Here is a 22,995-nt window from a genome sequence, read left to right as displayed (position 1 = left end):
TCCCTAAATTTAGGCATTTAAGCCTTGTTTGTAAAATACAGATGTACCATAAAATGTACCATCAAATCAATCTTTTATACATTGAGTGCTAAAATCGGAGCATAGATTGACTTGAATAAGGAACTTATATGCCCAAGTCTGTAAAGCCTCTAAGTGATACCGAAATAAAAAAGAGCGCAAAGCCTCAAGATAAAGAGTATTCATTAAGCGATGGCGATGGGTTACAGCTACTTATAAAGCCCGATGGAACAAAGCAGTGGATTTTTAGATATACAAGCCCCACGCAAAACAAAAGGCGCAAAACCTCTTTTGGAACATATCCAAGTGTAACTTTAGCTGATGCAAGAGCGAAGCGTGACGAATGGCAAAACCTCATCAAGCAAGGCATTGACCCGATAGATGATAAACGAGAAGTTAAAGCCGAAGTCAAACGAGAAAAAGAGAGTAACTTTGCTAATGTTGTAAAGCTATGGTTAGACGACCAAGAACGAAGATTATCGGGCAATACGCACAAGCGCAAAAAAGCACTCTTTGAAAATACCGCCTTAAAAGCTTTTGGTGAGCGTTCCATTGATGAGATAGACCACACCGAGATAATTACCATCATTGAAGTAAAAGCCATACAAACGCCCGAAACAGCACGCAGATTGTTTACTTACCTAAACGACCTTTGGCAGTTTGCATGTAGCCGTAAGTATTGTAAGTTCAATATCGTGGCAAACATTCACCGTAAAAGCACTCTCCCAACCGTTAAAAAAGTCAATTATCCCAAGATTGTAGAGCCTACGATTTTAAAGGAACTTATAACGACTTTGTATCGTTATCATGGGCATTACTCCACTAAAAACGCTCTCAAATTTGTGTTACATGTACCACTAAGAGCTTCTAACCTTGTGACACTTAAATGGTCGTTTATTGACTTTGAAAAGCAATTACTTACCATTCCAAGAGCTGAAATGAAAAGCAAAGATAAAAACGTGGACGATTTCAAACTCCCTCTCTCAGACGAAGCCATAGCCATTTTAAAAGAGCAGTATCTTTATACATCAAATAAAGAGTATGTGTTTGTAACCGACAATGGCGCACACCTCAATCAAGAAACCCCAAACCGAGCCTTAGAGCGTTTAGGCTTCAACGATGAGCTAAGAGGTCGTAGGCAAAGACTTCATAGCTTTAGAGGCACATTTAGAAGCATTGTAGAAACCAATCAAATGGCGCACCGTTGCAGTTATGAGAGTAGAGAAAAAGTTTTAGACCACGCCATAGGCACACAAACCGAAAGAGCTTATACCAATAAAGCAGACTACACCCAAGAAATGCGCTTACTTTTGAACTGGTGGAGTGGGTATGTTTTGGCAATGATGGAGATAAAATGATGGAACGAACTTTAACTGATGAAATTGCAGAAGAAAACAACTTTACTATTATTTCAAAACTCGATGACTGCACAAAGCAATACTTAAAAACACATATTCAAAATACTATTTTGGAAAAATACAGATACCCACATATTGAATACTTAGAGGAAATGATAAATATTGCTATCGAATGGTTTGAAGATGATTTATATGCAATCAATTATATCAGTGACATAAATTATTCCATTAATGATAAATACTATAAGAAGCTTCAAGAAGAATATTTTGACAGTAATGATGACTCAATTTGTGACTGGGAAGATGAATTTGAAAAAGAAAAAGAAAATATAAGATTAAATAACTATTCTTTAGCAGATTTTATAGAATTAACTTATGTTGATAGTATGGATTGGTTTGTTAAAGAATTTTATGAAGCAGATTATTGGAAAAAACACCCATTTTTAGACAACTATCAAGAAGCTATAAAAGAAAGTTTACAACTATATTACAAGTTTGAAAATATAGAAAGAAAAACTAAAAAGTATAAAAATAAAGATGAAGCAATTAGTAATATTTTAAATCGAGAGCCTTTTGACTATGAAAATATTAAACTCAAAAAAAATCCAAAACCTTTAACCAAAAGAAAAACAACGCTTATAACAGCCCGTACAATTTTAGCGATGAATAAATCGATGAGTATAATTTGTAAGGAAAATATAGCAAAAAATTATAATATCAACAAAAACACCCCACAAACTAATCAAGAGCTTTTAAATAATAGCTATGATGTAATTATTGATAATATTAAAAAATTTCCAAATACTAATGAAATCATAATTTTATTAGAGGGTGAAAAATCAAACAATGATAATTTATTTACAAATAGCAAAAAACTATCAAAGTTAAAAAACAACAATCATTACATGAGCTTTTTATATAAATGTAATTCAGTATATACAGACAATCATTTGATTGTTTTTCAAGAGTTTGTAGAGGCTTTAATAAGTGGTTATATGCAGTATTTAGAGTTTGAGAATAAAGAACAAAAAATCAAAAAGCATACTCAAGATTTAGAAGTTTTAAAGAGATACAATAGTGCAAATGAGAACGATAAAAATATAAAAGAATTAGAAGATAAAATTAGCTTTTTATCAATTCCAAAACCTCATGAAAAGTTCATACCCTTTAAGGAATTATCAAATAGATTAGAGATAGATATAAACCGAATATCGAACTATATAACAAATATTTCAAATAATGGAACTCACCCAAACACTATTAAACAACATTTTGGCTCACTTAAAACAATATCTAAAGAGATTTGTATTAGTAGATTTTAATAAATGGGAGTGTTCAAAAATCTGTGTCAGCACCAAGTAGTTCCTAAAATTGTATCATAAATTTAAAGCCTTGTTGAGTCTACCCTCGAAATAAATTGAGAGTTGTGAGAGGGTTAGACTCCAATTTCGTATAGGCATTGTCCATTTTTTTTCTGCATTTTTAATACCCATAAAAAGAAGTTTGAGTAAGCTATCATCATTTGGAAAAGCCCCTTTAGTCTTTGTCAATGTTCTAAACTGGCGATGAACGGATTCAATAATATTGGTGGTATAAATAACACGTCTAATATCTTCAGGGTACTGAAAATACAGTGAGAGGTTATCCCATTTGTTGCGCCATGATTGAAAAACAATAGGGTATTTTTTACCCCATTTTTCTTCCAGTTTATCCAGTTCATTTTCAGCTTCTTCTTTGGAAAATGCTTGATAGACTGCTTTAAGTTCACTAGCAAATTGCTTTTGATTGATTGAGCCTATAAACCTGAGGGAATTGCGTATTTGATGGACGATACACAGCTGAACTTCTGTATTGGGAAATACTGAGTTAATCGCTTCAGGAAATCCTTTAAGTCCATCGACTGAGGCAATCAATATATCTTTCACTCCACGGTTTTGCAGATCTGTGAGCACTTGTAACCAGAACTTTGCTCCTTCACTTTCACCTAAATAAAGACCTAATATCTCTTTTTTACCATCGGTTTTAACACCAAGCACGGTATAAAATGCTTTGGAAATATATTTGCCTTCATCTTTCACTTTATAGTGAATGGCATCTAAGAATATAAAGGGATACAGCTCTTCCAAGGGGCGAACGCGCCACTCTTGTAACATGGGTAGGATTTTATCGGTTACGGCGCTTATGGTGGCTTTAGAGAAGCCTACACCGTATATTTCTTCAATAAGGTCAACTATTTGGCTATAACTGTTGCCAAGGGCATAGAGTGAGAGTATCTTTTGCTCTATTTGATCCGACATATGGGTTTGATTTTTCTTCACGATTTGAGGCTCGAATCTACCAGTTCGATCTCTTGGAACATCGAGTTCGAAGTTACCTACTTCACTCTTCATTGTTTTAGAGCTAAATCCATTTTTACGATTCTTTTGCAAATCTTGGGTAAGGTGCGATTCTATCTCTGCTTGAAGTGCTGCTTCTGTTAGTTGTTTAATAAGAGGAGCCAGTGCTCCATCTTTCCCTCCAAGGGCTTTGCCCTCACGTATGTGCTGTAATATTGCCTCTGTGTCTATCTGAAATTCCATCGTTCAATCCTTGTGTATTTGAAATACTACCTGATTGACACAGAATTTCTAACGCTCCCTTAAAATACGATACATGGATACTTAGCGTAGATAAGTGAACGCATAAATGGGCAGTAATGATTTACTATTATCTGGTACATTTTTAAGGGGTATTTTTGATGTGTTGGTACATTGTACCAAAATATGTACCAAAAGGCATGAGATACATTGAGAGTGTTTTAAGTTGATTGGTATTAGAATTAGCTTTAAAGTTTCGATTTTATCGTTAGTTTGAGATTATTTAAGATTGATTGATTTTAGTGGAGTGGTGGCTGGAGACGGAATCGAACCGCCGACACGGAGATTTTCAGTCTCCTGCTCTACCGACTGAGCTATCCAGCCACACTTTTGAAGAGTTGAAATTATAGCTTAAAAACTTTAAGAGTAGCTTAGCCCTAGGCTAAAGCCAACTCTTTAAAGCGATCGCCTCTGTGAGCGTAGGATTTGAACTGATCTAGGCTCGCTGCTGCTGGAGAGAGAAGGGCAACACTTTGAGTGGTGTGGAGTGCGTGAATCTGCTTCATTGCCTCTTCAAGTACAAAGCATTTTGAAAGCCAAAGTCCCTCTTTTTGGGCAAATGTGGCAAGACGTTCGGTGTTCGTGCCAATAGCAAATATCTTTACATGTAAAGGTTTCATGAAGTCAAAAAGCTCTTGCAAATCGACTCCTTTATCATCCCCACCTAAAACGAGTAAAATTTCCTCATTTTGATAGCGTTTGAGCGCTTCTATGGTTGCATCGACATTGGTTCCCTTTGAGTCATCGACCCATAGGTGTCCTTGTTTATCGTGGAACTCTTCAATTTTATAGTGGTCAATTTTAAAGCTATTGATGCGCTCATAATCGATGGTATCTAAAAGAATTTTTTGAGCACTCATGGCAAGTACCGCATCAAGCAAGAACGGTGTTTTAAAGTTGATTTTTGAAATATCAATCCCCATCGTTTCAGACAAATCATGTTCATTTTCATACGCAATAACATGTGCAAGCGTTTGGACATTGGCATGTGCTTTTGGCAAAATTGCCACACTTCCCTCACGCATACGAGCCAAAGGAGAAAGTTTGGCATCGGTGTACGCTTCCATGCTTCCATGCCATGTAAGATGGTCAGGCTTAATGGGTAAAAGCAGATAAATATCAGGTGCGGTGACTTTGGTGTAGTGAAAGGTAAACGAGCTGGTCTCTAAAACCCAAATCGGGGCTTTTTCATCTAATTCTGCTAAGGGTGTGCCAATATTTCCACCCGCAACTGCGCCTTGTTTTTCTAAGAGAAATTGGCACATTTGTGTGGTGGTGGTTTTCCCGTTGGTTCCGCTAATCCAGATGCTAAAAGGCATCGCCTCTTTAAAAAAGTCATATTCACTGGTGACATGAAGGGCTTTTTGAATGAGAGGGTGTTCTGCGGGGAAGCCTGGGCTTGGAATCTCTACACTGCTTTTTTCAGGCTCAAAAAAAGAGGGTGGAAGTAAGAGGTTTCCGTGTTCATCTTCACCTTTACATGTAAAGGCATCATCAAAGATTTGGCAGTTTCCTGCATAGCGTTTTGCAATTGCTTTGGTTGTTTTTCCGTGTCCAAAAAGTGTTATCATCGTATTTTCAATGCCGTAAGTGCTAAAAGATTTGACATGAGCGCAATAATCCAAAATCTCACGATAATCTTGTTTTCTGGCCAACCTTTCACCTCAAAATGGTGATGAATTGGCGCCATCAGGAAGATACGTTTTTTACGTGTCTTGTAACTTCCCACCTGTAAAATAACCGAAACGGTTTCTAAAACAAATACAAACCCAATCAAAATCAGCAAAATCTCATTTTTCGAAATAATCGCCATATACCCAATAAACGCACCCACGCTGAGGCTTCCACTATCGCCCATAAACACTTCTGCTGGGTAGCAGTTAAACCATAAAAAGCCCACCAATGAGCCCATAACTGCGGTTGCAACAATGACCACTTCGCCACTGCCTCCTACTTTTGGAAGGAGTAAATAGCTGCTTAAAAAAGCGTTACCGCCCACATAAACAAACACAGCCAAAGAGAGAATAGATAAAATGGAAGGTACGGTTGCTAGCCCATCTAACCCATCGGTAAGATTGACAGCATTACTTGAAGAAATCATCACCAATACCCAAAAACCTAAGGCTAAAAGGTGCATATCAAAAAGAGGGTATTTGTAAAAAGGGATAAAAAACGTGGTATCTAAATCAACATTTTGGTATAAAATCCATGCGACAACAGATGAGGCAAGAATTTGGAATATCAGTTTTGCCCTTGGGGTTAGCCCTGCGGTGTTGCTTTTACCTAAAATTTTAGAGAGGTCATCTTTCATACCAATCAGCCCAAAGAGTAAGATACATGTGAGCGAAGAGATGACAAATATGTTATTCATGCGAGCGCACAAAAGCACAGCAAGGGTCGCCGCACACAAAAAGACAATGCCTCCCATGGTAGGCGTTTTTCCTTTTTGTTGATGCGTTTGTGGGGCAAGGGCATAAATAGGTTGGTTGGCATTGCGTGCTTTTGCCCATTTGATAAACTTTGGCATAAGATAAACGGTGAAAATAAAAGCTAAGAAAAAAGCAATTCCTGCACGAACCGTAATGTACTGAAAGAGATTGATTGAGGTGAGTTTGTAAAGAGCGTACAGCATAAAGGGGACTTCCATATATTTTTATAAAAGCAACATTTTAGTAATATATTGCTTATAAGCTGATAACAAAGGGTACGATTTGAAACCAGAGATTCAAAAAACCTTACTGATTATTACCGATGGTATTGGTCACAATGCCAGTGAAGTGGCAAATGCGTTTGCACAGGCAAAGAAACCTACGTATGAGAGATTGTTTCAGAGTGTCCCTTACGCTTTAATTCAAACCTCAGGGCTGAGTGTAGGCTTACCTGATGGACAGATGGGCAACAGCGAAGTAGGACATATGTGTATCGGCAGTGGACGTATTTTGTACCAAAATTTGGTCAAAATTTCACTGGCGGCACAAGATGGCTCTTTAGCAAAAAATAAAGCGCTTCAAGAGCTTTTACATGTAAAAGGCTCTATTCATATTGTAGGGCTTGTCAGTGATGGGGGAGTACACTCGCATATTGATCATATGATGGCTTTAGCACACATTAGCGAGCTGAGTGGAAAAAAAGTTTTTTTCCATATTATCACCGATGGACGAGATGTCTCTCCTACTTCTGGTATGGGATTTGTGGAGCAGTTAGAGGGTCTGTGCAATGAGAACATTCACATTGCTTCTATTTCAGGGCGTTTTTTTAGCATGGACAGGGATAATCGCTGGGAAAGGGTTGAGCAAGGGTACTGTGCGATAGTCGATGCAGAGCCTAAAACAGCGTTACATGTAAAAGCGTATATGCAAAGCATGTATGATAAAGGTGTCACCGATGAGTTTATTGAGCCTGTAGCATTTGAAGCGTATAGTGGAATGCAAAGCGAAGATGGAGTGATTTTTGCCAATTTTAGAAACGATAGAATGCGTGAACTCTCTCGTGCGATTGGCTTTGAGGAGTTTGGCGAATTTGCTCGTACCCTCAATGGCATTACATGTATTACCATGACAGAGTACGATAGTAGCTATCCTTTTCCTATAATGTTTGAAGCCGATACGCCTCAACATACGCTAAGCGATGTGATTGCCGATGCGGGACTTTCTCAGTTTCATACCGCAGAAACAGAAAAATACGCACATGTTACCTTCTTTTTCAATGGCGGTGTAGAAGAGCCAAAAGTGGGTGAAACAAGGCTTTTAGTACCCAGTCCAAAAGTCAAAACCTATGATTTACAACCCGAAATGAGTGCCCATGCCGTGGGCGATGCGGTTTTAAAAGCGATGGATGAGGCGTATGATTTTATTGTCGTGAATTTTGCCAATGGCGATATGGTTGGGCATACGGGAAGTTTGGAAGCAGGCATTAAAGCGGTGGAAGCCGTGGATGCAGAGCTTGGGCGGCTGTTTGAAAAAGCCAAAGTGGCGAATTATTCTATTGTGCTTACGAGTGACCATGGAAATTGTGAGCAGATGTTTGATCGTGAAGAAAAAACATTGACCAACCATACCACATTTGATGTGTATGGTTTTGTTTGGGATAAGCGTGTGACAAAAGTGGAGAAAGGTGGGCTTAATCATATTGCTCCCACGGTGCTTAAATTGATGGGGCTGCCTATTCCTAAAGAGATGGATGCACCCTTAGTCGAATTCTCTGGCTCGTAAGAGCCAAGCTTTAGTGCATAGCGAAGCGTAGTCAAAAGAGCTTTGCTTTTTTGGCGTGAAAAAATACATTACATGTAAAAAGGAAAACAATGAAATTTAGTGGAAAAAATGTTTTAGTTACAGGTGCGGCAAGTGGTATTGGTAAAGAGATAGCGCTTACATTAGCAGGTTATGGACTTAAAGTGTGGGTGAATTACCGTTCTCGTCCTGAATCAGCTGATGCCATTAAAACGGAGATTGAAGCCAATGGCGGTGTAGCAGCAGTGATTGGATTTGATGTTGCCGATGAAGAAGCGTTTGTTGAGGGCATTAAAACGATTGTGGATAGTGATGGCGAACTCTCTTATTTGGTCAATAATGCAGGCATTACCAATGATAAACTAGCGATTCGTATGAAAAAAGAGGATTTTACTTCTGTGATTGACATTAACCTAACGTCTGCATTTATTGGATGCCGTGAAGCACTCAAAGTGATGAGTAAGAAACGCTTTGGTTCTGTTGTGAATATTGCTTCCATTGTGGGGGAGACAGGCAATGCGGGTCAAGTCAATTACAGCGCAAGTAAAGGTGGTTTGATTGCGATGAGTAAAAGTTTTGCGCTAGAGGGAAGTGCAAGAGATGTGCGCTTCAATACCGTAACTCCTGGTTTTATTGCAACGGAGATGACGGATAAATTAAGTGAGGACATTAAAGAGAGCTACACTTCAAAAATCCCACTTAAGCGTTTTGGAAGTCCCAAAGATATTGCAGAAGCGGTAGCATTTTTACTCAGTGATAGTTCAAGTTATATCACAGGGGAAGTTTTAAAAGTCAATGGTGGCATGTACATGTAAAGGGATGCTTACATGTAAAAAATTCAAATTAAAGGTTTTTTTGATAAAATAGTGAAAATTTTTTAAAGGAGCTAGTAAATGGCACTATTTGATGATGTAAAAGCGGTGGTTGTTGAACAATTAAATGTCAATCCTGAAGAGGTAAAAGAAGATTCTAAATTCGTAGAAGATTTGGGTGCGGATTCTTTAGACGTTGTAGAACTTGTTATGGCACTCGAAGAGAAATTTGACATTGAAATTCCAGACACTGACGCTGAAAAAATCGTCACGGTCAATGATGCTATGTCTTACATTGAAGCACATAAATAATTTTTATATTGCACACACAACCCGCTTTGCGGGTTCTCCCCATTCCCACACAAGATCACAAAAGAGGATAAAAATTTGAGAAGAGTTGTTGTTACTGGCATCGGAATGATTAATTCATTAGGTTTGGATAAAGAGAGTTCTTTTAAAGCTATCGTTGAAGCTCAATGTGGCATTAAAAGCATTAGTTCGTTTGACACAACCGAGCATACCGTTAAAATTGCTGGTGAGATTACGGACTTTGATCCTAATACGGTTATGAATCCTAAAGAGGTCAAAAAAGCCGATCGTTTCATTCAATTAGGACTTAAAGCTGCGCAAGAAGCGATGAGCGATGCTAAAATTGAAAGCTTTGATGCAGAGAGTTTTGGAGTTAGTTCTGCTTCAGGTATCGGTGGCTTGGTGGTGATTGAGAAAAATTCTGTGATTGTAAACAGTGCAGGTCCTCGTAAAGTTTCTCCTTTTTTTATTCCCTCAGCGCTCATTAATATGTTAGGTGGAATGGTTTCGATTGAACATGGTCTTAAAGGTCCAAACCTTTCATCGGTTACGGCATGCGCTGCAGGTACTCATGCGATTAGTGAAGCAACCAAAACAATTATTACGGGTGGAGCCAATAAGATGCTCGTTGTAGGCGCAGAAGCGGCTATTTGTGCAGCAGGTGTAGGCGGTTTTGCTGCTATGAAGGCGCTTTCTACACGTAATGATGAACCCAAGCGTGCATCTCGTCCTTTTGATGCACAGCGTGATGGATTTATTATGGGTGAGGGTGCAGGTGCTCTTGTTTTAGAAATTTATGAAGACGCTGTTGCTAGGGGTGCTCATATCTATGGTGAAGTGGTTGGTTTTGGTGAGAGTGGTGATGCCAATCATATTACTTCTCCAAGCTTAGATGGTCCTCTTCGTGCTATGAAAGCTGCTTATAAAATGGCGGGTTTTCCTAAAATTGATTATATTAATGCGCATGGAACCAGTACTCCAGCCAATGATAAAAATGAAACAGCCGCTATTAAAGAGTTATTCGGTGAAAATGTTCCTCAGATTAGTTCAACCAAGGGTCAAATTGGTCATTGTTTAGGAGCTGCTGGTGCTATTGAAGCGGTTATTTGTTTGATGGCAATGCGTGATGAAATTTTACCTCCAACCATTAATTATGAAAACCCAGACGCTGATTGTGATTTGGACTATATCCCTAATGTGGCTCGAAAATGCAGAGCTGAGTATATTATGAGTAATTCATTTGGCTTTGGTGGAACCAACGGTTCTGTAATTTTTAAACGTCTGTAAGGAAGTTCAGTGGCAACGTATTTGGATTTTGAGAATGGTATTAAACAGATTGATGAGGATATTTCCAATGCCAAAATCAAAGGCGATAGCCATGCTGTTGAAATACTAGAAAAAAATCTTGAAAAAGAGATTTCGAAAACCTATAAAAATTTAAGTGAATACCAAAAATTGCAATTAGCGCGTCATCCTGACCGCCCGTATGCGTTAGATTATATTCGAGCACTTTTGCGAGATAGCTATGAAATTCATGGTGATAGAAATTTTGCAGATGATGCTGCGATTGTCTGTTACATTGGCTACTTAGGCTCACGTAAAGTGGTTGTGATTGGTGAGCAAAAAGGAAGAGGAACCAAAAATAAAATCAAACGTAATTTTGGTATGCCTCATCCTGAAGGGTATCGTAAAGCCCTTCGTATTGCTAAAATGGCAGAAAAGTTTAATCTTCCCATTCTTTTTTTAATTGACACTCCAGGTGCGTATCCAGGAATTGCTGCAGAAGAGAGAGGACAGAGTGAAGCGATTGCTAAAAATCTTTTTGAACTGAGCCGTTTAAATACCAAAAGTGTTGCTGTTGTTATTGGCGAGGGTGGAAGTGGTGGTGCTCTTGCCATTGGAGTGAGTGATAGAGTGGCTATGATGCGTTACTCTGTCTTTTCTGTTATTTCTCCAGAGGGATGTGCTGCTATTTTATGGAACGATCCTAGCAAACAAGAAAATGCCACAAAAGCAATGAAAATTACCTCTGAAGACCTTTTACATCTTAAACTGATTGATGCAATTGTTGATGAGCCTTTAGTCGGTGCGCATCGTGATAAAGAAAATGCAGCAAAAGCATTAGGCAATTATTTTTTAAAATCTTTAGATGAACTAGATAAGCTCACAAACGAAGAACGAATGAATAAACGCTATGAGCGTATTACCTCTATTGGTGCGTACGAAGAGCGATAGAAAATTTTCTTCTATCGTTTTTTGACTTCTTTTTTCTCTTTGATAAAGGGTCGTTTCACTTAGAGAATAAGCGAAATGACCCTTTACATGTAAAGACGTTCTTAGTGAACGTCTCTCCAGATTTTAACTTTCCATAAATAAGCAAGGATTGTAAAGATAACCATAAACCCGATAAGTTTATACCCTAAATCTTCACGTTCAGCTTTTTTACGATCTCCCACTTTTTCCATATAAGCAATGACTTGCTCTTCAGCTTTTTGGGTTAAACCAACACGGGGCATTGATGTCCCTGAGAGTTGTTTTTGAGGATCATTAATAAAGGTATGAAGGTACTCTTTACTTTTAGCCCGAATCATAATGGACAAATCAGGAGGCAATGTTCCCATATACGCCATCAAAGCAGTTTTATCACTAGGACTTGAGAGTTTATCGTATTTCATATCGTGGCATCTTTGGCAGGCATCTGCAAAGACTTGTTTGTCGTCTATCTCTTTGGGTGCAATGCTTTGAAGGTATGCAACAATGTCAGCTATTTCTTGATCAATGTCACCACCTAAGCCATAAAATGCAATCATTGGGTGCGGACGCTCTTCGGTGAATTTATGCTCAACTTTGAGTGCTTTTGTTGGGTTTTTAATTAAGGCTGCTAGATAGTGCTTATCATAAATAGCACCTGCACTACTTAAATCAGGTGGAACCACACCAAAAGAAGCCGATGCACTCTCATTATCCATAGGGGCAGGCATACCTGCAACATTTAAAGAGTGGCATCCTGTACAGCCAGCATTGATAAAGGTTTCAGCCCCTCTTGAGGCATCCCCTACTTTAGAAGAAGGTTCTAAATCTTTAAAACTATAATCTGCAGGGGCAACATGTGGGTGCATTTGTGAATGTGCAAATGGCTCAACACCCCAATAAACAACAGCGGTAAAAAAGATTACCACTGCTAATATTTTTAACTCTTTCATTTACAACCTCCCTGACATTTTGCTTCCATTTTTGTAATGATAGGCAGGGCAACAAAGAGCAAGATAAAGACCAATGCTGCAAAAAATCCCACCCAAGCGTTGGCTCCTGTTGGAGGAAGTTTGCCATAAACGGTGAGCACAATCATATCGACAAGTAAAACCCAAAACCAAATAAAAAACATTGGACGTTTGTGTGCAGGTGCAACATTCTCAGTGTTTCTATCCAAAAATGGAAGAATCATAAAAATAATATTGGCAAACCCAAATGCAGCTAAACCAATATCCATTGCCGCAATACCACCAATATCAAAGAAGAAGCCACGAAGCACTTCATAACTCCACAAGAAATACCACTCAGGATAGATATGTGCAGGTGTTTTCATGGTATTAGCAGGTTCAAAGTTAATGGGATCCATTGCAAAATCGTAGTGGTAACAGACTAAGTAGAAGAAAATAGTCATGGCAACACCGACAACAAAGAAATCTTTAGAGAGGAATACTGGCCAAAATGGAACTACTTTAGACTCTTTGGTTTTCCCTGCAAGGTATTTTTTTGCCTCTTTATCAAAATCTATCTCTTCGGAGTCTTGATTATTGACATGTGGGAAACGTAAAGAGTAGAAGTGAATCGCAATCACTAAAATAATCGCTAAAGGCAATAAGAGCACGTGAAGCATGAAAAAACGTGTTAATGTAGCATCCGCAACTAAGAAGTCACCTCGAATCCACACAACAAGCGCTTCACCAATGAGAGGAATACCACCAAAAAGATTGGTAATAACTTGTGCTGCCCAGTAGCTCATTTGTCCCCATGGGAGCATATAGCCACTAAAGGCTTCGGCTGAAAATAGACCAAAAAGAGCCATACCTGTAAGCCAAATCATCTCACGCCCTTTTTTGTAAGAGCCGTAGTAAATACCTGTAAACATATGAATGTAAATCACAAGGAAAATAGCAGACGCTGCTACACCGTGCATATGTCTCCAAAGCCAGCCGTATTCTACCTCTTGCATAATGGTGTAGTTCACACTATCAAATGCTAAGTTAATGTCTGGTTTGTAGTACATAAGAAGGAAAATACCTGAAACAATCAAGATTTTAAACAAAACAACTAAAACAACACCCATTGCCCAAAGGAAGTTGATGTTTTTAGGAATCCAATACTCTGTCATCATTACACGCATAAATGCTTTAACGGCCAAACGCTGATCAAGCCAGTCCATCAGCCCATCTGCTTTTTTTATCTCTGCCATGACTGCCTCCTTTACGCTTTTTTAGCGGTTAATTTTTGGTATTCTGGACCTTCTTCACCGAGAACGAGTTTTTCGCCATCAATTTTAAAAGGAGGAATATCCATAGGACGCGGTGGTGGTCCAAATGTATTGACGCCACTGGCATCAAAGACACCACCATGACAGGCACAAGAAAACTCTTTACGGGCAGGAATCCATGTAGGAATACAACCTAAGTGTGTACAAAGACCGATAATAACAGTGTAGTTACTGTTTCCTGCAACGACATCACGGTTCTCGTTTTTTTTCATATCAGCGGTTTTTTTCAAGATAAAGATAGGTTTCCCTCTCCATTGAAGCGTTTTAAGTTCCCCCTCTTGCATCGGTGAGAGATCAACGGTAATAAAACCAGCAGATTGTACGCTAGGGAGTGGATCCCATGTCTTTTTCATCGCTCCAAGTGCTATGACACCACCCACAGCTGTGACACCGCCCAATGCCATACCGATGAAGTCTCGTCTGTTTTGTTCAACAGCCATTCCTTTTCCTTTCATTTTGATTAATTTGTGACAATTTTATCGCATAAATTATTAAGAATCTATGACAAAAGTCAATTATGACAAATTTATGTCACTATTTCGTCAATTGATTTTTTTGTTGTGTATTTTAATGTATACATGTAAAATATCAAGCGCCGCAGGGGTCATGCCACTGATTTCACTGGCTGCAAATAAGGTAGGAGGATTAAAGCGTTGCAATTTTTCAACCACCTCGTTACTAAGCCCTGAAATCGAACTAAAATCCATCATCGGTGGGATTTTAACATTCATCATCTCCTTCATGCCATCAATTTGGTCTTTTTGCTTGATGATATAATTTTTATATTTCGCTTCGACTAAAATTTGCTCTTTTGCATCTTCGCTAAATTCGAGGACCAAAGGGGCGAGTTTTTCCAATTTTTCAATACTAAAGTCTGAACGTGCAACAATTTTTTGCAAGGAGACTTTATCGGTAATTTTATCTTCTCCAATACTCGCTAAAAAAGCATTGTTTTCATGAGAAGGTGTAAGGCTGCTCTCTTCAAGATAACGAAGTCCTTCTTTCAGCTCTTTTTGTTTTTTCACCATTTTCTCATGCGTTTTTTCATCGATGAGACCAATTTTATAGCCATAAGGCATTAGTCTTAAATCAGCGTTGTCCTCACGAAGCAGTAAGCGATACTCTGCACGGCTTGTAAACATACGGTAAGGCTCTTTCGTTCCTTTGGTAACCAAATCATCAATTAAAACACCAATATAGGCTTCATCACGTCTAAAAACAAGTGGCTCTTCATCCCTTAGGCTCAGCGAGGCGTTAATTCCTGCCATCAAGCCTTGTGCTGCTGCTTCTTCGTACCCTGTGGTGCCATTAATTTGACCTGCACAGTAGAGTCCTGAAACTTTTTTGGTTTCAAGGGAGTGTTTGAGCTCTGTTGGGTCAACATAATCGTATTCGATAGCATAACCGTACCGTACAATGCGTGCATTTTCCATTCCTTGTACGGAATGAATCATATTTAATTGAGTATCTGTAGGAAGTGAAGTACTAAAACCATTAATATAATATTCGGTTGCCTCACGGGTTTGCGGTTCAATGAAAAGGTGGTGGCGTTCTTTGTCTCGAAAACGGTTGATTTTATCTTCAATGCTCGGACAATAACGAGGCCCTATGCCATTAATTTGTCCTGTAAAAAGGGGTGCTCTGTGAAAGTTCCCTTCAATAATCGTATGCGTTTCTTCATTGGTATAGGCAATATAACAAGGCAGTTGAAAAGGTTTAAAGCTCTCACGCTCGGTTCTAAAGCTAAAAGGCATTGGATTTTCATCGCCTGGTTGCAGTTCCATTTTTGAAAAATCAATCGTTTTTGCATCAATCCTTGCGCATGTTCCTGTTTTTAATCGCCCCATTCTAATGCCCAAAGATTGGATAGAATCGCTTAGGGTGCGTGAGGGGAATTCGCCTACACGTCCTGCTTCTTGTTGGAATTCTCCAATATGAATCAGCCCTTTTAGAAACGTACCTGTGGTTAGAATGACTTTTGGTGCATGGTAGTGATTTCCTAAGGCTGTGATAACGCCTGTCACGATACCATTGTCTGTGATGATTTTCTCTGCCATCTCTTGTGCCACATAAAGATTTTCGGTGTTTAAGATAATGGTACGCATGTAGATGCGGTACCTATCCATATCAATTTGTGCACGGCTACCACGAACGGCTGGTCCTTTGGAGAGATTGAGGGTGCGAAATTGAATGCCCGCATTATCCGTAGCAAGTCCCATTTGACCACCCAGTGCGTCAATCTCTTTCACCAAGTGTCCTTTGGCAAGTCCACCAATGGCTGGGTTACAGCTTGCTGCTCCAATTTGTTCTGCTAATAAAGAGAGTAAAAGGGTTTTATGCCCAAGTCTCGCGGAGGCTAAAGAAGCTTCAATGCCTGCATGCCCTCCGCCAATTACAATCACATCATATTTCATACGTATTTTTACCTTCGTTGTGTACATAGATTTGTCTCATTATACAATGATTAATGTTTTTAAATCTTTACATGTAAGAGTAATGGTAAAGAATTAAGCACAATTCACTTTTTTATTTGTGGTAAGATTCTTAACACAAAAGAGTTCTATAAAGGATACGGTCATGATACGTCTAAATTGTGATGCGGGTGAGAGTTTTGGTTCGTGGAAGATGGGATTGGATGAGGCGATTATGCCTTATGTTGATATGGCAAATTTTGCATGTGGATTTCATGCAGGAGATCCTTTGATTATGGATAAGTCCATTCAATTGGCGCTCAAACACGGGGTTAGCATTGGTGCGCATCCTGCTTATCCTGATTTGGTAGGGTTTGGTAGGCGTAGTATGGCGTGCTCTTTGGAGGAGATTGAAGCCATGGTGATTTATCAAATTGGTGCTTTGCAAGGTTTTGCGACAGCGCACAATGCTACGCTTTCTTACGTAAAACCCCACGGGGGACTTTACAACGATATGATGAAAAATGAACGCATTTTTGAGGCGGTTGCTAAGGCTGTGGCTCGGGTTAATCCTCGCTTAAAGCTGATGATTCTCTCCATGGTTGATACGTCGGTACATGAGCGCATTGCTAAGGCATTGGGCTTAGAACTTTTGTATGAAGTGTTTGCGGATAGGGCGTATGATGATGCGGGTTTATTGGTGCCTCGTACACAAAAGGGTGCCGTACTTCATGATGTTCAGCAGGTTTTGGCACGTCTAAAATTGCTGCAAAAAGAGGGTGTCTTAGAGACGATTTCGGGTAAAAAAATTGCATTAAGAGCAGATACCTTATGTGTTCATGGAGACAATGAAGAGGCTGTTTTGTTGGTAGAAACACTGAGGAAAAGCATGTGAGCCGTACGTATGTTATTGCTTCTGAATCGTGTGTGATTGTCTATTTTGGGGACAAAATTGATCCTTCTCTTTCACAGGAGGTTCAAAAAGCTTATTTTGCATTGAAAAAGGCGGAAATTGAGGGGTTTTATGAAGTGATTCCCTCGTATGCCTCGTTAATGGTTTGTTATGATGTTTTACGCTTTGATTTTAAAAGTGCGTGCGAGGCGTTAGAGCGGATTTTGCAAGGAGCAGAAGCCTGTGCATTGACTCCGTCTAAACGTGTGAAGATTCCTGTGTATTATGGAGAAGAGGTTGGGCTTGATTTAGCCCTTTTAGCGGAAGAAAAATCTTTGAGTGTGGAAGAGATTATTGCTTTACATGTAAACGAAATTTACACGGTTTATGCGATTGGTTTTGCCCCTGGGTTTGCGTATTTAGGAGAGCTTGATGCCCGTTTGGCAACCGCAAGACTTTCAAACCCTCGAAAAGCCGTTCCCAAAGGCAGTGTGGCTATTGCCGATCGGCAGTGTGCGGTTTATCCTGCTCAAAGTCCTGGTGGGTGGAAAATCTTAGGACGAACACCTATGGCAATGTTTGATGCAACGTATGAGGGATTATCGCTTTTACATGTAGGTGATACGGTGTGTTACGAGCCGATTTCTAAAGAGGAATTTTTACGCTTAGGCGGTGTGTTATGAATGGCTTTAGTGTTGAAAATGCAGGTCTTCAAAGCTCCATTCAAGATGCAGGGCGCAGAGGTTTTGGTGACATTGGCTTAACCCAAAGTGGGGCAATGGATGAACTCGCATTTGCCTATGCTAATATGTTGGTTGGAAACCCTTTTAACACCCCTGTGATTGAAATTGCTTTGGGTGGTTTGGCTTTAAAGGCGCACGGAGTGATACGTATAGCTGTATGTGGTGCTGCGATGAATCTTACATGTAAAGGCAAACCGTTGGCGTTGTGGCAAACCCACACGCTTCAAAAAGGCGATGTGTTATCGTTTGCTTTTGCCAGTGATGCTCAGTTTGCTTACCTTGCCGTGCAAGGAGGTTTTCAAACCCCTTATGCGTATGGGAGTTTTTCAACCAGTTTGAAGGAGGGATTAGGAGGGATTGAGGGGCGTAAACTCAAGGCAGGCGATTTTCTTGACGTGAAGGAAACAACGGTATGCCATGAAGTGCGAAAACTCAAAAGTATTTTTATTCCTACCTATTCTGATGAAATAACCCTGCGTCTTCTTAAGGGGTATCAAGAAGCACTCTTTACCAAAGAGGCGCAAAAAACTTTTTTTAGTACGGCTTATACTTTTAAAGGCGAGGGTGATCGCATGGGGTATCGTTTGAGTGGGGAAAAGGTGGTACCACGCACGAGTGGTATTCTCTCTGAACCTATTTGTTACGGTGCGGTGCAAGTGCCAAGTCATGGCGAGCCCATTGTGCTTTTAAAAGAGCGTCAAACCATAGGAGGGTATCCCAAAATTGGTTCTGTCATTGCTGTGGATTGTTTTAAATTGGCGCAATTAAAAGCAGGGGGTAGGGTTCGTTTTTGTGAGGTTTCCCTTGAAGAAGCACAAGAAGCTACCCAAACATTTTATAGGTTTTGTGAAGAAGTAGGCGCAGACTAACGCCTACTTTAGAATTTAGGTTCTAAAATTTCCCAACACACTGTTAAGATTTTCAGTTAAGCCGCTCAGATGATCGGTTGCGCCACTGACCTCTTCCATGCTACGGGTATTGCTAAGGGTAATGGTGTTGATTTGTTCAATTTTTGTGACAATGGCATCAATTTTCTTTCCTGTTTGAACATAATCTTGTACGGTATGCTCACTTGAAAGGGTGGCATTATCCATGATAATGGTTGTCTCTGTAATATTTTGCTCAACGCTTGAGGCAATGAGTGTTAAGTTTTCCATACTTTTTGAGTTGGTATTCATATGATCACTCGCATCATTGATGGCTTGAACAATCACATTAATGGTTGCATTAATCTCTGTTAAACTTTTTTGTGTGCGTTCTGCGAGGTTTCTTACTTCATCAGCAACAACAGCAAATCCTCTACCATGCTCTCCAGCCCTTGCGGCTTCAATGGCAGCGTTAAGGGCTAGAAGATTGGTTTGATCTGCGATGTCAGAAATAACCGTTAGAACACCTTTGACTTGATCGGCATCTTGACTGAGTTGTGAAATTTGACGTGCCAGTTCGATTTCAATATGCGCATTGGATTGGACTTGTGCTGCCATTTTGAGAATCTGCTCTTTTGCCTGAATTAATTTGGCGTGTGCTGTGTTGATTTCTTCTTTGGATGCTTCTGCTTTTTGCAAAGAGTTGGCGAGTTCTTCTTTCATACTTTGGGACATGTGATGCGTGTCATTTACGATGAGTGCAGTCTCTTCGGCACGTTTACCCACTTCTAATGCGGTGGAGCTTAGTTCATTGGCTACAGAGGCATTCTCATTGCTTGAAGATTTAGCAAGGCTTACGGTTGTACGTACTTTGTCAATGAAAAGATTAAAAGCTTTTGAGGTTTGACCTATCTCATCACCGCTTTTAATTTCCATTTTTTTGGTTAAGTCTCCATCGCCACTGGAGAGATTTTCCGCTCTTTGTTTTAGCTCTTGAATAGGGGTGATGACCATTTTGTTTAAGGCAAGAATCAGCATTGCCATAATGAAGCTAGTGACTACACCCATAATCAGTAATTGCTTAATTAATACATATTGCGCTTCGTGCACAACGGCTTTAACAGCTTCTAACTCTTTGGCAATCAGTACTTCACCTGCTCTGCTTCCATCAAACGAGAGGAGCTCTTCTCTGACTACAAAATAATTTTGTGTGGTAAAGCGTGCACCCATTGAGGCTAGGTTAAGCTCTTTAATTTCTTCAAAGAGCTTGATATTGCTTATCTCTTTTTTTTGTGAAAGGGCAGTGTCTTTTGCCAAAAGTGCATCTTTGGCGGTTGCGCTAAGGTTAAGAAGCTTTTTATCGGTAAGAAACATCACACTGGCACCCAAATCTTTTTTGGCATTGACCACAACCGCATCAAAGGAGTTGATAAATTCAACCGAGCCTAGGTACTCTGTCTCTTTTAGCACGGGGGCAACCCCTCGTAAAGACATTCCAGCAACACCCATTTCAATCGCTTTTAGAGGTTTTTTACTCTCTTTGACTTTTTTTATCGTTTGACGAAAGCTGGAGAGGTCATCGCCAAATTTATTAGGCATCCAGTCCCGTAAAAAACTCTTAATATCATGGGTATGAATATGAATTTGAGCCTCTTTGTAAGTGGTTTGCTCTTTGTAGAGTTGGGTGAGCTCTTGAAGCCCTTTCATCGCAAGGCTACGGTCTTGATTGATCAAGGATTGCATGACATAATAGTTTGAGGCAATGGTAATGGCATTGGTTAATGCAACATCGTATTGGGCGTTTAATTGATTGGTAACATAGACCTTTAAACTTTCTTCTTCACTCTTGTAGACGTCATTTTCGATGGATTGAATGCTCAGATAAGAAAAGGTAAGAATTAAAAGAAAACCAATAAAAATACTCCCAAACAAAGGAAGGTAAATTTTTTTGGAAATGGACCACTGTTGCATAAAAGGCTCCTTAACAAGAATATATAAAAATTATACAGGAATAACATTAAAGAAACTTTTTAAACTCCCTTTTTTAGGGCATTGCGCCTCTTAGGAATTCTCAATTTTAAACACGATATAATGCCTCTTAAATACGAAAAGGTGCTTCATGTTTACAGGATTGATTCGAGAATTTGCGGAAGTGGTAAGTTACGCTAACACGGTTTTAAGCCTTCGTGCCAACTACAAACCTGCTATTGGCGATAGCATTGCGATTAATGGTGCGTGTTTAACAGTCATAGAACTTTTTGAGAGTGGTTTTAGTGTCGAGCTCTCTTTGGAGAGTCGCTCTCTTTTAGCCCTTGAAAATCTTAAAGGAAAGGTGCACATGGAGCCCGCACTTGCTCTAGGTGATAGGCTTGATGGGCATATGGTACAAGGACATGTGGATTGTGTGGGGGTGATTGAGAGCTTAACGCAAAGAGAAAATGGCTTAGATATTGAAATCTCACTTCCTAAAGACTCTTTAAAATTTGTGATTCCTAAGGGGAGTGTGAGTATTGATGGGGTGAGTTTAACGGTCAATGAGGTGAAAAAAGAGAGTTTTCGTTTGACGATTATTCCGCATACGCTCGAAAAAACGCTGATTGCTTCGTATAAAGTAGGGCGCAGGGTTAATGTGGAGACCGATATGTTCGCACGCTATCTCTACCATATGTTTCAGAAAAAAGAGGCGTTGGACTGGAATGGTGTGGATCGTATTATGGCGACGTATTGATGCGCTATTTGTTTACTGAGCGCTGTGGCGGTGTAAGCGAAGGGGCTTTTTCAACATTGAATTTAGCGTTACATGTAAACGATAATGCTTTACATGTAAAGGAAAATCGAGACATTTTACGTGAAAAAATAGGTGCACGTGCGGTTGTTTTTATGGAGCAGGTACACAAAGATGCGGTTGTTGTAGTAGAACACGAAGCCATGAATCCAACGTGCGATGCGATGATAACCAACCAAAAAGGCATTGCACTGGCGGTGATGGTGGCAGATTGTCTTCCTCTTTTGATGTATGATCCCATTCATGAAGCCATTGGTGTGGCGCATGCAGGACGTGAGGGAAGCAAGCAGGGGATTGGCGTAAAATGTGTGGAGGCGATGATGCACCATTTTGGCACCGAGGTGAAAGAGGTACGTGTGATGATGGGACCTTGCATTGGGGCATGTTGTTATGAGGTAGGCAAAGAGGTAACCCAGGGCTTTGAAAGTGTTTTACATGTAAAGAATGAACGCCTGTTTTTAGACCTTCTCACCTACAATCTCAACACCTTTGCTGCTATGGGTATTTTAGATGAAAATATAGAGCGTTCAACCGTGTGTACGTGCTGTGATGAAAGGTATTTTTCATACCGTAGAGAGAAGACAACAGGGCGTTTTGCGGGAGTAATTTGCTTATGATGGCGAAAGGATTATCGCTGTATCAAGCAGAACAAAAACGTTTAAGCAGCACCGTTCGTGAACAGCAATACGAAAAGATCAGTGAAAATGCTAGGCGTCATCAGGTAAATTTTTTGCAAAATCGCCTCTTAATTGAAGAGATTATGGCTATGCCAGATGTATGCATGAAAGAGCAGGAGATACAAAGCGTAGAGAAACTTCTCTTGTGGCTTTTAAAGACACAAGAGAGTGTAGAACTGAGTTAGTTATTTGGTGTGGCAACCACACCCTTTTTTACCCGTAAGTGATTCAAGCGCACACAGTGCTGCTTCATAGTTTGGTTCTTCTGTAATTTCAGGACAAATCTCTTTGTACGCAATTTTACCATGTGTATCAACAATGAAAATAGCACGAGCGCTTAGACCTTGAAGCGGACCATCTTGAATCAAAACGCCATACGCCTCCGCCAATGCTCTTGCTCTAAAGTCACTACCCACTTGTAGATTTTCAATGCCCTCTGTGGTACAAAAACGACCCATTGCAAAAGGTAAATCCATAGAAACAACCACAACACGTGCTTCGCTCATTGCCGCTGCTTTTGTGTTAAATGTACGGGTTTCTTGTGCACAGACTGCTGTGTCCAATGAGGGAACAATAACAATCAGTTGTGCTTTATCACTTTTTCCACCAACGCTAATTTCACTTAAATCTTTTGCGACCACAGTTACACTAGGTGCACTATCGCCTACGTTTAGTTCTTTCCCTGTGAGGGTAACGAGATTGCCTTTGAGCTTGGTTGTTGCCAT

General features: G+C 39.8%; 22 protein-coding genes and 1 tRNA gene. 13 read left to right on the top strand and 10 right to left on the bottom strand.

Translation table 11 applies throughout. The features are described from left to right. Nucleotides 1-128 precede the first annotated feature (128 nt). Together SULBA_RS09580 and SULBA_RS09575 are read left to right on the top strand one after the other, a co-directional pair. Complete coding sequence (locus SULBA_RS09580; RefSeq protein ID WP_014770092.1) at nucleotides 129-1,376, top strand: tyrosine-type recombinase/integrase; 1,248 nt, start codon at nucleotides 129-131, stop codon at nucleotides 1,374-1,376. Further along, nucleotides 1,373-2,698 carry a hypothetical protein gene (locus SULBA_RS09575; protein ID WP_014770091.1) on the top strand — a complete coding sequence of 442 codons (1,326 nt, stop codon included), beginning with the start codon at nucleotides 1,373-1,375 and terminating at the stop codon, nucleotides 2,696-2,698. The genes SULBA_RS09580 and SULBA_RS09575 overlap by 4 nt, the downstream gene beginning before the upstream one ends. A gap of 54 nt (nucleotides 2,699-2,752) precedes the next feature. Here the strand turns inward: SULBA_RS09575 and SULBA_RS09570 are convergent, their stop codons facing one another. From SULBA_RS09570 to mraY, 4 genes are all read right to left on the bottom strand, one after another. After that, the gene (locus SULBA_RS09570; protein WP_014768976.1) at nucleotides 2,753-3,955 is read right to left on the bottom strand and encodes an IS256 family transposase; all 1,203 of its coding nucleotides are present in this window, start codon (nucleotides 3,953-3,955) and stop codon (nucleotides 2,753-2,755) included. A 305-nt stretch (nucleotides 3,956-4,260) separates the two neighbouring features. Next, nucleotides 4,261-4,336: transfer RNA gene (locus SULBA_RS09565), tRNA-Phe, on the bottom strand. A 53-nt stretch (nucleotides 4,337-4,389) separates the two neighbouring features. Continuing rightward, complete coding sequence (murD, locus tag SULBA_RS09560) at nucleotides 4,390-5,583, bottom strand: UDP-N-acetylmuramoyl-L-alanine--D-glutamate ligase (protein WP_014770090.1); 1,194 nt, start codon at nucleotides 5,581-5,583, stop codon at nucleotides 4,390-4,392. Then, complete coding sequence (gene mraY, locus SULBA_RS09555) at nucleotides 5,580-6,644, bottom strand: phospho-N-acetylmuramoyl-pentapeptide-transferase (protein ID WP_014770089.1); 1,065 nt, start codon at nucleotides 6,642-6,644, stop codon at nucleotides 5,580-5,582. The genes murD and mraY overlap by 4 nt, the downstream gene beginning before the upstream one ends. Before the next feature lie 79 nt (nucleotides 6,645-6,723). Between mraY and gpmI the strand changes: the two genes are divergently transcribed. From gpmI to accA, 5 genes are all read left to right on the top strand, one after another. After that, the gene (gpmI, locus tag SULBA_RS09550; RefSeq protein ID WP_014770088.1) at nucleotides 6,724-8,223 is read left to right on the top strand and encodes a 2,3-bisphosphoglycerate-independent phosphoglycerate mutase; all 1,500 of its coding nucleotides are present in this window, start codon (nucleotides 6,724-6,726) and stop codon (nucleotides 8,221-8,223) included. Nucleotides 8,224-8,312: 89 nt separating this feature from the next. After that, a complete protein-coding gene (fabG, locus tag SULBA_RS09545) occupies nucleotides 8,313-9,056 on the top strand; it encodes a 3-oxoacyl-ACP reductase FabG (protein WP_014770087.1) in 744 nt (247 codons plus the stop codon). Nucleotides 9,057-9,134: 78 nt separating this feature from the next. Beyond that, nucleotides 9,135-9,365 (top strand): acyl carrier protein, encoded by a 231-nt coding sequence (acpP, locus tag SULBA_RS09540; RefSeq protein WP_014770086.1) that lies wholly within the window; start codon nucleotides 9,135-9,137, stop codon nucleotides 9,363-9,365. A 75-nt stretch (nucleotides 9,366-9,440) separates the two neighbouring features. Further along, nucleotides 9,441-10,649, top strand: a complete 1,209-nt coding sequence (locus SULBA_RS09535) for a beta-ketoacyl-ACP synthase II (protein WP_014770085.1) — start codon at nucleotides 9,441-9,443, stop codon at nucleotides 10,647-10,649. A 9-nt stretch (nucleotides 10,650-10,658) separates the two neighbouring features. After that, on the top strand, nucleotides 10,659-11,597 hold the full coding sequence (gene accA, locus SULBA_RS09530) for an acetyl-CoA carboxylase carboxyl transferase subunit alpha (RefSeq protein ID WP_014770084.1): 939 nt from the start codon (nucleotides 10,659-10,661) through the stop codon (nucleotides 11,595-11,597). A 101-nt stretch (nucleotides 11,598-11,698) separates the two neighbouring features. Here the strand turns inward: accA and SULBA_RS09525 are convergent, their stop codons facing one another. From SULBA_RS09525 to mnmG, 4 genes are all read right to left on the bottom strand, one after another. Further along, nucleotides 11,699-12,565, bottom strand: coding sequence for a c-type cytochrome (locus SULBA_RS09525; RefSeq protein ID WP_014770083.1), 867 nt, complete (start codon nucleotides 12,563-12,565; stop codon nucleotides 11,699-11,701). Continuing rightward, nucleotides 12,562-13,818 (bottom strand): cytochrome b, encoded by a 1,257-nt coding sequence (locus SULBA_RS09520; protein WP_014770082.1) that lies wholly within the window; start codon nucleotides 13,816-13,818, stop codon nucleotides 12,562-12,564. The genes SULBA_RS09525 and SULBA_RS09520 overlap by 4 nt, the downstream gene beginning before the upstream one ends. A gap of 11 nt (nucleotides 13,819-13,829) precedes the next feature. After that, the gene (gene petA / locus SULBA_RS09515) at nucleotides 13,830-14,336 is read right to left on the bottom strand and encodes a ubiquinol-cytochrome c reductase iron-sulfur subunit (protein WP_014770081.1); all 507 of its coding nucleotides are present in this window, start codon (nucleotides 14,334-14,336) and stop codon (nucleotides 13,830-13,832) included. Nucleotides 14,337-14,438: 102 nt separating this feature from the next. Next, on the bottom strand, nucleotides 14,439-16,310 hold the full coding sequence (gene mnmG / locus SULBA_RS09510; protein WP_041671844.1) for a tRNA uridine-5-carboxymethylaminomethyl(34) synthesis enzyme MnmG: 1,872 nt from the start codon (nucleotides 16,308-16,310) through the stop codon (nucleotides 14,439-14,441). Nucleotides 16,311-16,473: 163 nt separating this feature from the next. Here mnmG and SULBA_RS09505 point away from each other — a divergent pair, with 163 nt between their 5' ends. From SULBA_RS09505 to SULBA_RS09495, 3 genes are read left to right on the top strand one after another with little or no spacing between them, the layout of a single operon-like run. Continuing rightward, nucleotides 16,474-17,202, top strand: a complete 729-nt coding sequence (locus tag SULBA_RS09505) for a 5-oxoprolinase subunit PxpA (protein WP_014770079.1) — start codon at nucleotides 16,474-16,476, stop codon at nucleotides 17,200-17,202. Further along, entirely contained in the window at nucleotides 17,199-17,882 is a 684-nt protein-coding gene (gene pxpB, locus SULBA_RS09500; RefSeq protein WP_014770078.1) for a 5-oxoprolinase subunit PxpB, read from the top strand. The genes SULBA_RS09505 and pxpB overlap by 4 nt, the downstream gene beginning before the upstream one ends. Continuing rightward, entirely contained in the window at nucleotides 17,879-18,811 is a 933-nt protein-coding gene (locus tag SULBA_RS09495) for a 5-oxoprolinase subunit C family protein (RefSeq protein ID WP_014770077.1), read from the top strand. The genes pxpB and SULBA_RS09495 overlap by 4 nt, the downstream gene beginning before the upstream one ends. Nucleotides 18,812-18,826: 15 nt before the next feature. On the opposite strand, the gene SULBA_RS09490 is transcribed toward SULBA_RS09495, so the two are convergent. Then, nucleotides 18,827-20,779 (bottom strand): methyl-accepting chemotaxis protein, encoded by a 1,953-nt coding sequence (locus tag SULBA_RS09490; protein ID WP_014770076.1) that lies wholly within the window; start codon nucleotides 20,777-20,779, stop codon nucleotides 18,827-18,829. Between the two features lie 148 nt (nucleotides 20,780-20,927). Between SULBA_RS09490 and SULBA_RS09485 the strand changes: the two genes are divergently transcribed. The 3 genes from SULBA_RS09485 to SULBA_RS09475 are packed head-to-tail and all read left to right on the top strand — an operon-like array spanning nucleotide 20,928 to nucleotide 22,455. Next, nucleotides 20,928-21,536, top strand: a complete 609-nt coding sequence (locus SULBA_RS09485) for a riboflavin synthase (protein WP_014770075.1) — start codon at nucleotides 20,928-20,930, stop codon at nucleotides 21,534-21,536. Further along, nucleotides 21,536-22,210: a peptidoglycan editing factor PgeF gene (gene pgeF / locus SULBA_RS09480; RefSeq protein WP_014770074.1), complete on the top strand. Its 675-nt coding sequence runs from the start codon at nucleotides 21,536-21,538 to the stop codon at nucleotides 22,208-22,210. The genes SULBA_RS09485 and pgeF overlap by 1 nt, the downstream gene beginning before the upstream one ends. Continuing rightward, nucleotides 22,207-22,455, top strand: coding sequence for a hypothetical protein (locus SULBA_RS09475; protein ID WP_014770073.1), 249 nt, complete (start codon nucleotides 22,207-22,209; stop codon nucleotides 22,453-22,455). The genes pgeF and SULBA_RS09475 overlap by 4 nt, the downstream gene beginning before the upstream one ends. Here the strand turns inward: SULBA_RS09475 and tpx are convergent, their stop codons facing one another. Next, complete coding sequence (gene tpx, locus SULBA_RS09470) at nucleotides 22,456-22,995, bottom strand: thiol peroxidase (RefSeq protein ID WP_014770072.1); 540 nt, start codon at nucleotides 22,993-22,995, stop codon at nucleotides 22,456-22,458.

Source organism: Sulfurospirillum barnesii SES-3 (genome assembly GCF_000265295.1).
GTDB lineage: Bacteria > Campylobacterota > Campylobacteria > Campylobacterales > Sulfurospirillaceae > Sulfurospirillum > Sulfurospirillum barnesii.
Note: the sequence above shows the minus strand (reverse complement) of the source record. Positions and strands in the feature narration are given on the sequence as shown.